The following is a 12907-nucleotide window of genomic DNA, read 5'->3' as shown; positions in this document are numbered from 1 at the left end:
CACTTTATCCTTTTATGCTCTAAAACACATCCCTCCTATAATTTGTATGTCTAGTCAAAATAGAAACGAAAACTTCCTCTGAATTGATCAAAAACACAACAAAAACCTCCTAATAGTCCTTTTGCTCAGCGTAAAAAGTTTATTTTTCGTTTGGCTTTACCTAAGTTTTGATTAATCACATCAATATATTTCTATCTTTGAAATTCAATCTTTATAAACCTTAATTATTATGTACGTGAGAAAAGCTATTGTAGGTACCTTAACAGGTATAACTTTATTTAGTGTTTCGTGTAAACAAAAAACAGATCAAGTAGATGTTAATCCAGATTGGAATGAAAATAATGCCTTTTATACCGAAAGTACATTATCCTATCAAGCGCCCGATTTTGAAAAAATAAAAAACAAAGATTTCAAACCTGCTATATTAGAAGGTATGCGTCGTCAAGTTGAAGCCATTGATAAAATCACAGCCAATACAGAAGCGCCTACTTTTGAAAATACAATTGTTTCGTTAGAAAAATCTAGTGCGTTATTAGATCGCGTAAGTTCAGTATTCCATTTACTGGTTGGTGCGCATACAAATGAAGAGATCAAAACTGCGAATCAAGAATTGTCTCCAAAATTTGCAGAACATCGCGATGGCATATATCTCAATGATGCCTTATTTCAAAAAGTAAAACAACTGCATGATCAGCAAGCTTCATTAAGTTTAACCCCTGAGCAAGCACGTGTTTTAGATGTATACTACCAAGACTTTATTCGTTCAGGAGCCAATTTAAAACCCGAACAAAAAGAAACGCTAAAAAAAATCAATCAGGATTTAGCCTCATTAACCACTAAATTTGGGGATCAATTATTAGCTGCAACTCAATCTGGAGGTGTAAAATTCACCAAAGCGGAATTAGAAGGGCTCTCAGAATCTGAGTTAGAAACATTCAAACAAGCAGATGGAACATATATCATCCCTTTACACAATACAACGCAACAACCCATCACCGCCTCTTTAACTAACAAAGCTTCTAGACAGAAATTATTTGAAGCAGGGTGGAATCGCACAGAAAAAGGAGATGCAAATGATACTCAGGAGACTTTACTTGCTATTGCTAAAAAGAGAGCAGAAAAAGCTGAATTATTAGGTTATAAAAATTATGCTGAGTGGAGTTTACAGGGTAGTATGGCTAACAAACCCGATCAAGCTAAAAAATTAATGGATCAATTAAGCCCTTATGCGGTTGGCGCAGCCAATCAAGAAGCAAAAGAAATTCAAGACCTTATTAATAAGGAAGCAGATCCGTTTACTTTAACCGCTGCTGATTGGGATTACTATGCAGAAAAAATTAGAGAACAAAAATACGCTTTGAATTTAAACGAGGTAAAACCCTACTTCGAAATGAATGCAGTACTTGAAAAAGGGGTATTCTATATGGCCGAAAAACTATATGGTATTACTTTTAAAGAACGCAAAGATATTCCGGTATGGCAAGAAGATGTCCGTGTATTCGAAATCTTCAATGAAGATCAAAGTCCAATCGGTTTATTTTACGTCGATTTTTATGCGCGCGAATCTAAACGTGGCGGAGCTTGGATGAGTAACCTTGTCACTCAATCTAAGTTATTAAATCAAGCACCTGTTGTTTACAATGTTTGTAATTATCAAAAACCAGCGGCAGGACAGCCTACTCTTTTATCTCCAGACGATGTAATTACTATGTTTCACGAATTCGGACATGGATTACATGGATTCTTATCTGATGTAACCTATCCTTCTGTTGCTGGAACAAGTGTTTCTCGTGATTTTGTTGAATTGCCTTCTCAATTTCACGAACACTTCGCCTTTTTACCTGAAGTGTTAACCAACTATGCGAAACACTATAAAACAGGAGACGTAATTCCAGCATCTTTAATTGCTAAAATGAAAGCTGCTCAAAACTTTAATGTAGGGTATGGGTTGACTGAGATATTGAGTGCTTCCTTATTAGATATGGAATGGCATACTATTACATCTAAGACTGATATTAAAGATGTAGCGACTTTTGAAAAACAAGCGCTAGCAAAATATGGAATTGATTTAGCAACGGTTCCTCCTAGATACCGTTCTTCTTTTTTCAATCACGTGTTTGGAGGAGGATATGCTGCAGGTTATTATTCTTATACTTGGGCAGAGACATTAGATAATGATGCTTTTCAATGGTTATTAGATAATGGCGGAATGACACGTAAAAATGGAGCAATTTTTAGAGAAAAAATCTTATCTAAAGGAAATACAAAACCGTCAGATGTCATGTACCGAGAATTTAGAGGAAAAGATGCAACTATTGATGCTTATCTAAAAATGAAAGGTTTTACTCACAAAAAACCCTTCAATCCAACTATTAAATTAGATGCTAAAATCTAAAACAAAAAAGTCAGAGCAATGTGCTCTGACTTTTTTTTATTTCTTCACTTCTTTAAAGCTGTTAATCATTGTATCCATCTGCTCTTGATTCTTCTCTTTATTTTGCTTTAACGTCCAGGTTAAAACTTGATAATAATCTTCTTTTCCTTCAAAAGTCGCAAATTTATAATACACCTCTAACCCTGCAATACTAGCTGTAAAATTCACAACTCTTCCATTCAGGTTATTGGTTACAACTTCTTGAAGTTGTAACTCACTAGGTTCTACCGTATCTAACGTTGTTGTTAAGAGGTCTAAAGTTGCTTGTGAGAAGAGAGCAAATGAATCCACCCCTTCTTTAGCAATTTCAGAAGTATCAAACATTTGGTTAATTGCTTCTTTATTTTCATCTATAGCAATTAAATAAAGTTCTTCCTCCGTATTTTGGAGCTGAAGAGTCGCCTGGCTATTTAATGCTTTTGTTTTTTGCATCGCAGTTGGAACCTCTAAACTAAACTTATTTGCATAAGTAATTTCTGTATAGGCTTCTTTTTTGTTACACCCTACAAGTACAACTACAAAAAGCAGTAAACTTCCTATTCTCTTTCTCATACCTATTTATTTAAACACTCCAAAAATACATACAAAATTAGGAATGAGCTAAATCTTGCATAACTTCTGCAAATAATTTCATACTATACATTCGTTTATCATAATCATAAATAGGTGTTGTGATCATCAATTCATCTGCTTCTAAAACTTCACAAAATCTTTGAAGTTCAGGTAACACCTCTTCTTTAGATCCAATAAAGGAACAAGCAGTCATATTATATACGGTTGCCTCCTCTTGTACATCCCATATTCCTTGCATAGATTCAACAGGCGGTTGCAAAGGTTTTCTATCATTCCTCAGTATTCCTAAGAACATACGATAAAAAGAAGTAGCCAATTTTTCTGCTTCGAAAGTTGAATCTGCAAGTATGGCATTCACGCAAGGCATAAAATAAGGTTTATCTAACTGTGAGGAAGGTTTGAAGTTATTTTTATAAATTTTGGCTGCCATTTGTATTTGATCTGGAGCAAAATGACTCGCAAAAGCATAGGGCAATCCCAGCTCAGCAGCTAAATAAGCGCTATCTGTACTAGATCCCAAAATCCAAAATGGAATATCTAATCCTTCACCTGGAAAAGCTCTAACTTTTGCATCTGCATTAGAGGCGCTAAAAAAGGTTTGTAATTCGTTGATTTGTTGAGGAAAAAAATTGCTGCTTTGAATATCATTTCTTCTTAAAGCCATGGCTGTTAACTGATCCGTACCTGGTGCTCTTCCCAATCCTAAATCAATGCGATTAGGGTAAAGTGATTCTAAAGTTCCAAATTGCTCAGCAATTACTAAAGGCGGATGGTTAGGCAACATTATCCCCCCGGAACCTACTCTTATTTTTTCTGTCCCTCCAGCAACATAACCAATTAAAACAGAAGTAGCAGAACTGGCAATATGAGGCATATTGTGGTGTTCAGCCATCCAGAATCGATTATAGTCTAAGCTTTCAGCATGTTGAGCCGTAGCTAATACATTATTTAAAGTTTCTTTAGTTGATTTTTCAGCTCCAATAATGGCTAAATCTAAAAAAGAATATTCTATATTTTTATTTATATTCATAACGCTTACTTAGTATATTTTATAAGGAATTAAATTAATCAATAAAAAAATAAAACACTAAACAAATAGAGATTGTTTAACATATCAAACAAAATGACCTAGTAAAAAAGCCTATTCTCAAAGTGAATAGGCTTTTATAGTTATCGAATGGTGATTGTACAATTGGAGAGATCGTCGATGATGGCTAAAGATTCAACGCGAACGCCTTTTTCTTCTAATAAATCTCTTCCTTTTTGAAAGGATTTTTCGATGATAAACCCCATTCCCACTAAATTAGCTCCTGCCTGTGCGATTAAGTCTAATACACCTACAGCGGCATTTCCATAGGCTAAAAAGTCATCTACAAAAAGTACATTATCATTTGGAGTTAGAAAATCATTACTAATAACAACATCATAGGTTCTGTCCTTAGTGAAAGAGTGAACTTGGGTATGTAGTATATTTTCCATTGTACTTGGGTTCTTTTTTTTCGCAAAAACTACGGGAAGATTTAATAAATACCCCGTCATAATAGCTGGTGCAATCCCACTAGCTTCAATGGTCATAATCTTATTTACGTTGGTTCCTGCAAAACGACGGACAAACTCAACGCCAATGGATTTCATTAGCACGGGGTCCATTTGATGATTAATAAAGCTATCTACTTTTAAGATTCCTCCTTCAAAACATCTTCCATCTTGAAGAATACGTTGACGTAATAATTCCATTATATTATATATGTGTTGCCTATTAATAAATAAAGGAGATTTAATCAAATCTCCTTATGGTAAACTAATTATATGCAAAGTTAAAATAATATAAACACGTTTACAAAATTCACAACCGTATTCTTAGCCTAAAGGCTTACCCTAAAACTTACTTCTTTCCTCTTAAAACAACGAAAGGCCTAATTACCTTGTTTCCTAATTTATCTAATGTGTTTTCTATATATTGCCAACGTTCTACCTGACTATATCCAATATTAGTCATAATACGTATGAGCCATTCTGTTCGGTAAAAATGAAAAATATCTTCCTTAGCAAAAGGCTGTTGTTGAGCAAAATCTTCTCTTATATAGGATAAGGCTATACTCCCTCCCGGTTTTAAAACGCGATAAATTTCTGTAAAATATTTAACGGGGTCGTTCCAAAAATAAACGGTATTTACAGAAAAACAATGATTAAAAAATTTATCGGGATAAGGAAGTGTATTTAATTCTTGAGTAAGTGTTAATTCAATCTGTTCTTTATCTAATGAATCTTTGACTTTCATAGCCATTTCCAACATCAATTCTGAAATTTCAATTCCAAAATAATTGAGATTCTGAGCAGCAGAAAATATATAAGGCAGATGTTTACCGCTACCAAATCCGATTTCTAGTAAAGCATCATGCTGATAAAGTTGCAATCGATCTACTGTTTTATAAATCATATTGCTATTTGATTTAAACATTACTTCAGCCAACTCCTCTCCTACTTGTCCCGAAGGGCATCTTAACTGATTTGCTACCTCATTTAAATCTAAATTACTCATTCTTTTTAATTTTACCCAAATATAGTTATTTAGAATAAATCTACATAATATTCCTGCCTAATATTTTGGATTATCTGGTGTAAAATACACCGATTAAAAATGAAAAACCCCGAAAGTGATCTTTCGGGGTTTTCCTAACAAAAATAAACTAACAACTCAATAAAGAACAAATACAAAAAGCTATTTGCCGTTCGATTGAATTCAACATATAGAGTGCGACAACTATCCCTATATTCTCTTATATATCTTTTATCTCAACAAAGCGTACTCAAACTTAGGATATCCACGATCACCTTTTTCATTGAAGAAATCTAACATTCTCATTTTATAAAATTGTCCTTTCGCATCTTTTATCACATAGAATACATCTTTGTATAAAATTTTGCTATTGGCTACTTCCCTCCATGTACCGCCTATGGTACTAAAGTCATCTGATAATTTACTTTCTTCTACACTTTGCAGATTATATGCTTTATAGAAATTACTTTCCCCTTTCGGTATGGTTACTTTATATGCTTTTACACCACCATATCTATTTTGCAAAATAAAATCAGAATACCCATAAGACCCTTTAGGATCTCCTCCTTGGTCCACTTTATTTGTGAACACTGTAAAATTGATATCCCATTTTGTTTTACTTGGTTCTACATTTACAATACTGTTGGTGTTGAAACTATAGAAAGTAAAATTAAATCCTGGCGTTTTAGCTATTTTGACTTCTTGGTGTGTACTCTCATTGATATCTGCATATTGCAATAGATAACCGCCTTCTCTTTTCAAGATACGTATCTTTTTCCATCCGCGTTCTTTTCCTGTTACTTCAACAGAACCAGGTGTAACATTACCTTCTCCAGGCTCAAACCCCATATTGACTAAATAGACTTTATTGTTACTATCGACATCCGAAATAGCCTTAATAGCTGTTTCATTAAGATCTCCAGAAGGATCATCAATATATTCAAGGTTTGCAGGATCAAAAGTTCCAATCTTTACCAAGTTTTTCATATCTCGGATTGTATTATCCTCACGAACATCATCAATGGAAGTACCCCCTTTAATTTGTCCAGCTGCCATATAAACCGATCCATTTAAACGCACTCTAAATTCGCTTCCACTATCAAAAGCTAAATCCCAAGACGTACGCTTTACTTCATACATTGCTTTTCCACCTAGATCTACATAAACTTGATTGGGTTGTGTTGGTCCACCAACATTTGGTGTTAGAATACCTCCCAAAGAAGTATCGAAGCTAATCATCATCACATTAAACCCCTGTGTTTTAGGTACTTTTACTGTGTAATTTACTTTTACGATATTAAACTGAATGGTTTTATCCATTCGGTCATAAGGGTAGATTAAATTTTCAAAGGTAAAAGAACTGCTTTTTGTTCCTTTGGTAATTGGCACAATCATTTTATGCTCAACCGCTTGTGGTAGTGTAGCAAAATCATGTCCATACACCGCTTTACTAGGAATAATTTGAATTTCAATTGAACCATCTCCTTGAGCGATTTCCGAAAAAACCAAATCTACTTCTCGTGTAGTTTCAATCTCTCTATAGGGGATAGAAGGATCTTCAAAAGCTACAATAAACTCTCTTGTATCACTATTTCCATTATTAGAATCTTTTTCACATGAACTGAAAAAAACAAGTGCAACAATTGCAATAACAAGTTTTCCTAATCTAAAATTCTTCATAATTAAAAGCCTAATTTATATTGTAATTTAAAAAAGAAGCTCGTTCCATATCCAATTGGGTTTGAAGTCGAACCACTTGTGTGTGCAGTTGCTCCGCTCGTTGTTGAGCGAACATCTTTAATATCAAATAAGTTTCTCGCACCTAGTGTTGCATGCAACCTATTTTTTAAAAAAGGTTGTCTCACACTAAAATCCAACCAAGAATAACTCTCTTGTTTTCCTTTGGCATAATATTCACCAAATTCGTCTGATCCTTTTTTAAAGCGTTCTTCTTCTCCGTTAAATTTATAGTACAAAGAAAAATTAGTTCCTGTTTTCTCTAAACGGTAATTAATATTAGCTGTTACCTCTGGCGTATATAAAAACTTATCGGTTCCTTTTGGTGCTTTATACAATTCTTGTGATACCCCTGACATCGTAAATCCCAATCCAAAATCAAAAGAATTCCAACTCAATTGACTCAAAAAGGTAACGCCAATATTGCGATATAAATCTGTATTCTCATAAACAAATTTTAATCCTTCTGGATTTACCAATTCAATTAAATCTATTTTATCTGAAACCTCTAAATAACGTCCCGTTAAACTATTACTTAATTCCATGTTATGACCTAAAGCAAATGTTTTCTTAAAATTTAAAAACAGCGTTTTTCCTTTTTCAGGTTTCAAGTTTTCATTTCCTTGCAAATCGTGATTTACATCTACAAAATAAGTATACAGTTCTTCATAATTAGGTAAACGTGGTGAAGTACCAACCGTTCCTCTAATTTCATAGTCTCCAGGTAGCACGTACTTTAAGACTAAACTCAAAGCATGTTGACTCTCAAATGTATTGGAAGTCATCAATCGATAACCTGGACGTACCATTAATCGCGGTAAAACATTAATCTCAGAAGAAGCGTAAAAATCATAACTTCCCAATGCTTTTTTCTGTGGGTTTTCAGCTAATTGCGCAGACATAGCAGAATAACCATTCGTATAAGCGACCTCATAACCTACTTGAAATTTAGCGGTTTCTAATTTTAGAAAATCACTAAACGTTCCTCTTGAGAAAAACACTTCTCTACTTTCACTTTTGAAAGAGCTTTTATCGTATTTCTCATCATACATGATCCGATATCTATAGTTATTCATTTCCCTTTCTTGTTTTTGATAAGAAAATGATAAATCAAATCGCAACCAATCATTCCAATTTCCGGATGTATTCAAAACATTCGACCAACGCTGTGTATTAATAATACGATCTAAAGCAACTGGATTAATTGTTTCAAAAATGGGATCTTCATTAATATTAAAAAGCTTCGCATAATCTTTCATGCGTTCATCAAAATATTCAAACTTGTAATATACTCGATAGGATTTGTGATGATAATTTAAAAAACCTTTTACATTGTTTTGATTCTTAGGTAACCATTCATGTCCTCTTTTATCTTCATCTCCGTAATAGGTAAACCCTTTTCGCTCATCATACCATCCTTTAAAATCATTATGGGTATACGAAATACTTGCATACAAATTATCACTGACATTATGCCCCATTGTGATTCCTTGAATATGCTTTCCTTTATTTTTTAAATTGTATTCGCTTCCAACTGTTTCTTCCTGTACAAAGAAATTGACATTCCAATCGCTGATATGATTCTTCTTTGTAATAATATTGATGATTCCAGTTACTGCATTGGCTCCATAGTCAACACCCATAGCTCCTTCTACAATTTCTATCTGTTCTATATCATCTAAATTGATTTGCGTCAGATCCGTATTATTACCAAATCCTTCATCCGAAATCATCGGTACATTATCAATCAGTATCGTAAAATATTGTGCATCCAAACCAAACATTTTAACCGTCGAACGACCTGTACCTGCATTGGGTAAAATAGAAATATTCATTACTTGATTTAAAGCATCAGCTAAAGTAACAGCTCCTAAATTTTCGATTCTTTGTCGATTTAAGACCGTTACGTTATTGACCGCTTTATTGATCGATTGAGGATTATATTGACCAGAAATTACAATTTCTTCCAATTTCTGTTCCGGTTCTTTGATCGTTTCATTCGTTTGAGCAACTAGGTTTGTACTTAATGTAAGCAATGTACCTGTTACAAGCAGTAGTGAACGTTTCATTTATATGTAAAGTCTTTTATTTAGATGTATTCTTAATTGCAAATATAATAAAATATATTATTTAAACTCATTTTAAATAATATATTTTTCAACAAAAAAGCGAAGTTATTTACTTCGCTTTCTTCTATCTATACGTTGATCTTCTAATTCTTAGGTAAGAATACTTCTGCCATCATACATCTTGCACTTCCCCCTCCGCATGCTTCAATTGTATCTAAGCTGCTATGTAGAATACTTGCGTGTTTTTCTAGGGCTTTCACTTGATTATCTGTTAAGCTATTATAGGCTTGTGTAGACATGATCAGATATTTTTTGTCCTCTGCTCCTACTACTTGCAACATATTTCCTGCAAAATTATTCACTTGTTCTTCTGAAATCAAAATCACTTCTTTACCAGATCCTTTCAAGTGATTGAGAACAATTTTTCGCTCTTGTTTATCATCAATTGTATCAGCACAAATAACGGCAAATGTATCTCCTAAACACATCATCACATTGGTGTGATAAATATTTTTTCGTTCGCCATCAACCGTCTGAAAAGCTTCAAAAATAACTGGATTCATCTCAAAATCTTCACAAAACTCAATAACTAATCCTTCATCTGCACGTGGTGACAAAGCACAATACACAATTTCATTTGTTCTATCCAGTAAAAGATTGCCTGTTCCTTCTAGAAACAAATCATCTTCTTCTGCTGATGTATAATCCCAAATGTCATTAATCACAAAACCTTGTTCTTCTAATATTTCTAAAATATCTTCGCGTCTTTCTAAGCGTCTATTTTCAGCAAACATCGGATATAAAACAACTTCACCTGAATCGTGAAAAGAAATCCAGTTATTTGGAAAAATGCTATCAGGGGTGTCAGGATCTACTGTATCGTCAACCACTATAACATTCACACCTACGGCACGTAATTTTTCAACAAATGCATCAAACTCTTGTTGGGCTTTTGCATTAACCGTTGCAGGAGTTAAATTATCCAACACCTTTTGGTAATAATTATTCACCGCTGTTTGCTCATTCATACGAAAGGCAACTGGGCGAATCATCAAAATATTATTTGTTATTTGTTTCATACTAGGAAAATTAATCTCTTATTAAAGGTAAAGTAGAACATCTCAATAAGCCTTCTTGTTTTGAAATTTCAGCATATGGGATTTCTTCTACTGTTATATTATGACTTCTTAGCCAATTATTCAAACGGGTAAAATTTCTTTCAGAAACGACAACATCTGGGGCAATCGAAAAGATATTTGAATTCATGTGATACATTTCTTCTCTGGTAATTTGAAATAAATTCGCCTCTCCAAAGATATCTACTAAATATTGATATTCCTTTTCATCATAAAAACCACCTTTATAAATAATAGCTTTATCGGTTCCAACGGGTTGAAAACAACAGTCTAAATGCAGAGCATTGTCTCTTGGCTCAACTTTTGACTTCACCAAATCAAAACTCTTAATTATTTTATTTGGAAATAATTCGCGAATAAACTCAACGCCAAATTCATTAGTGCGAGCTGTTATATAATTGCTATAATCTGGGCGTTTATAGGATCCAATAAAAACATGATCATCCCACAACATTACATCCCCACCCTCGAAATGCATTTCCTCTGGTGCGCATATAATATCGTTTGGATTTATTTGGTCTAAAACGTAATTTATAGCAGTTAATTCTCTATCTCGATCGGGAAGTATATTGGCTTTGATAAATTTATTATCTATGACGAATCCAATGTCACGAGTAAAAATTTGATTATAATCTTCAATGATTTCTGGTCGGTATACTTTTACCTGATATTTTTCAAAAACTTGATTAAAAGCTTCCATTTCAAGCACCATATCTTTTTCGATAGGGTAAGTTCCCGCTTTAATATGCTCTAGTGATTTAGGATCATAGGCTTCTTCAATTGTAGGTGTGGGTCCATTACTAACGGCAGTGCCTAGGACCACAGCCCGCAAACGAGAGGTTTCATTTTTTACATTCAATTGTAACATATGCTGTCATTTTGTACAAATATAAGAAAACCCAAATGGATAATAACCACGCGGTTTATAAATATTCTTTTGGTGACAGTGAAAGGTGATGGATGATGAGTGAAGTCCATAAATGAAAAAGGGAGATGAGTTATACTTATCTCCCTTTTCTATTTTCACTTCTCCTATATGGAGTTATTATCTTTCGTTTGCTGGAACAAATTCTCTTAAAGGTTCACCTACATACAATTGACGTGGACGTCCAATAGGTTCTTTGTTGATTCTCATTTCTTTCCATTGTGCAATCCATCCTGGTAAACGACCTATTGCAAACATTACAGTAAACATTTCAGTTGGAATACCTAAGGCTCTGTAAATAATTCCCGAATAGAAATCTACGTTTGGATATAAATGACGATCTACGAAATAAGGATCTTTTAATGCTGCTTCTTCCAATTGTTTAGCGATATCTAAAACAGGATCATCAACGCCTAATTTCGCCAATACTTCATCTGCCGCTTTTTTAATGATACGCGCTCTTGGATCGAAATTTTTGTAAACGCGGTGACCGAATCCCATCAATCTAAATGGATCTTCTTTATCTTTTGCTTTAGCAAGGTATTTAGAAACATCGCCTCCATCATTTTGGATTGCTTCTAACATTTCAAGCACCGCTTGATTAGCACCCCCGTGAAGAGGTCCCCATAAAGCAGAAACACCTGCAGAGATTGAAGCAAATAATCCAGCATGAGACGACCCTACCATTCTTACCGTTGCAGTAGAACAGTTTTGTTCGTGATCTGCATGTAAAATGAATAATTTATCGATTGCATTTTTGATAATTGGATCAATTTCGTAAGGCTCCGTTGGTAAGGCAAACATTAAATTCAAGAAATTATCTACATAACTTTTTGTGTTATTATAGTAATTTAAAGGATATCCTTTTGCTTTTCTATATGTCCATGTAGCAATGACTAAAAACTTACTCATTGTTTTACAAACAGCTTCGTATAAACTTTTCTCACAATCTGTATCAACTACTTTTGGATTGAACGCAGTTAAAGCACTCGTTAAAGAAGCTAATACACCCATTGGATGTGCCGTTTTCGGAAATCCATCAATAATATTCTTCATTTCTTCATTAACTAAAGAATATTTGCGAATATCATTTTCAAACTGAGTTAATACTGCTGGTGTAGGTAACTCTCCGAAAATAATTAAATAAGAAACTTCTAAAAAGTTAGATTTAGAAGCAAGGTCCTCGATTGAATAACCTCTATATCTTAAAATCCCTTGTTCTCCATCTAAGAAAGTAATTGCACTTTGGCATGAACCAGAATTTTTATATCCTGGATCTAAAGTGATAGCCCCTGTTAATGCACGTAATTTTAAGATATCAATTGCTACTTCGTTTTCAGTACCAACTAATACTGGTAGTTCATGTCTCTGACCATCAACTTCAATAAAAGCTGTTTTAGACATATTGTTATTTTTTATTTTTCTTTACTTATTATTTTATAAATCAAACATTAAAAGTTTGTTTTTACTGTT

General features: G+C 33.7%; 10 protein-coding genes. 1 reads left to right on the top strand and 9 read right to left on the bottom strand.

Annotation, left to right across the window (positions count from 1 at the left end; translation table 11 throughout):
- The first annotated feature begins 229 nt into the window (after positions 1–229).
- The gene (locus tag ACMHJ2_RS02880; RefSeq protein WP_413511446.1) at positions 230–2395 is read left to right on the top strand and encodes a M3 family metallopeptidase; all 2166 of its coding nucleotides are present in this window, start codon (positions 230–232) and stop codon (positions 2393–2395) included.
- Positions 2396–2431: 36 nt separating this feature from the next.
- Here the strand turns inward: ACMHJ2_RS02880 and ACMHJ2_RS02875 are convergent, their stop codons facing one another.
- The 9 genes from ACMHJ2_RS02875 to ACMHJ2_RS02835 form a co-directional block, all read right to left on the bottom strand.
- A complete protein-coding gene (locus ACMHJ2_RS02875; RefSeq protein ID WP_413511445.1) occupies positions 2432–2986 on the bottom strand; it encodes a hypothetical protein in 555 nt (184 codons plus the stop codon).
- A gap of 37 nt (positions 2987–3023) precedes the next feature.
- A complete protein-coding gene (locus ACMHJ2_RS02870) occupies positions 3024–4031 on the bottom strand; it encodes an LLM class flavin-dependent oxidoreductase (protein ID WP_413511453.1) in 1008 nt (335 codons plus the stop codon).
- A 146-nt stretch (positions 4032–4177) separates the two neighbouring features.
- Positions 4178–4744, bottom strand: coding sequence for a xanthine phosphoribosyltransferase (xpt, locus tag ACMHJ2_RS02865; RefSeq protein ID WP_413511444.1), 567 nt, complete (start codon positions 4742–4744; stop codon positions 4178–4180).
- A gap of 148 nt (positions 4745–4892) precedes the next feature.
- A complete protein-coding gene (locus ACMHJ2_RS02860; RefSeq protein WP_413511443.1) occupies positions 4893–5549 on the bottom strand; it encodes a class I SAM-dependent methyltransferase in 657 nt (218 codons plus the stop codon).
- 249 nt (positions 5550–5798) lie between these two features.
- Positions 5799–7247: an HmuY family protein gene (locus ACMHJ2_RS02855; RefSeq protein ID WP_413511442.1), complete on the bottom strand. Its 1449-nt coding sequence runs from the start codon at positions 7245–7247 to the stop codon at positions 5799–5801.
- A gap of 2 nt (positions 7248–7249) precedes the next feature.
- The gene (locus ACMHJ2_RS02850) at positions 7250–9373 is read right to left on the bottom strand and encodes a TonB-dependent receptor plug domain-containing protein (RefSeq protein ID WP_413511441.1); all 2124 of its coding nucleotides are present in this window, start codon (positions 9371–9373) and stop codon (positions 7250–7252) included.
- 143 nt (positions 9374–9516) lie between these two features.
- Positions 9517–10452 (bottom strand): citrulline utilization hydrolase CtlX, encoded by a 936-nt coding sequence (gene ctlX / locus ACMHJ2_RS02845; RefSeq protein ID WP_413511440.1) that lies wholly within the window; start codon positions 10450–10452, stop codon positions 9517–9519.
- A 10-nt stretch (positions 10453–10462) separates the two neighbouring features.
- Complete coding sequence (locus ACMHJ2_RS02840; RefSeq protein WP_413511439.1) at positions 10463–11377, bottom strand: dimethylarginine dimethylaminohydrolase family protein; 915 nt, start codon at positions 11375–11377, stop codon at positions 10463–10465.
- Between the two features lie 177 nt (positions 11378–11554).
- On the bottom strand, positions 11555–12838 hold the full coding sequence (locus ACMHJ2_RS02835; protein WP_413511438.1) for a citrate synthase: 1284 nt from the start codon (positions 12836–12838) through the stop codon (positions 11555–11557).
- Positions 12839–12907 lie beyond the last annotated feature (69 nt).

It is taken from the genome of Myroides odoratus (genome assembly GCF_965118575.1).
In the GTDB taxonomy this organism is placed as follows: Bacteria; Bacteroidota; Bacteroidia; order Flavobacteriales; family Flavobacteriaceae; genus Flavobacterium; species Flavobacterium odoratum_B.
Note: the sequence above shows the minus strand (reverse complement) of the source record. Positions and strands in the feature narration are given on the sequence as shown.

What these genes read in the sequence shown, in the direction of transcription:
- ACMHJ2_RS02880 (WP_413511446.1), top strand. Translation starts at nt 230, where the DNA reads ATGTACGTGAGAAAAGCTATTGTAGGTACCTTAACAGGTATAACTTTA.
- ACMHJ2_RS02875 (WP_413511445.1), bottom strand. Translation starts at nt 2,986, where the DNA reads ATGAGAAAGAGAATAGGAAGTTTACTGCTTTTTGTAGTTGTACTTGTA.
- xpt (WP_413511444.1), bottom strand. Translation starts at nt 4,744, where the DNA reads ATGGAATTATTACGTCAACGTATTCTTCAAGATGGAAGATGTTTTGAA.
- ACMHJ2_RS02860 (WP_413511443.1), bottom strand. Translation starts at nt 5,549, where the DNA reads ATGAGTAATTTAGATTTAAATGAGGTAGCAAATCAGTTAAGATGCCCT.
- ACMHJ2_RS02855 (WP_413511442.1), bottom strand. Translation starts at nt 7,247, where the DNA reads ATGAAGAATTTTAGATTAGGAAAACTTGTTATTGCAATTGTTGCACTT.
- ACMHJ2_RS02850 (WP_413511441.1), bottom strand. Translation starts at nt 9,373, where the DNA reads ATGAAACGTTCACTACTGCTTGTAACAGGTACATTGCTTACATTAAGT.
- ctlX (WP_413511440.1), bottom strand. Translation starts at nt 10,452, where the DNA reads ATGAAACAAATAACAAATAATATTTTGATGATTCGCCCAGTTGCCTTT.
- ACMHJ2_RS02840 (WP_413511439.1), bottom strand. Translation starts at nt 11,377, where the DNA reads ATGTTACAATTGAATGTAAAAAATGAAACCTCTCGTTTGCGGGCTGTG.
- ACMHJ2_RS02835 (WP_413511438.1), bottom strand. Translation starts at nt 12,838, where the DNA reads ATGTCTAAAACAGCTTTTATTGAAGTTGATGGTCAGAGACATGAACTA.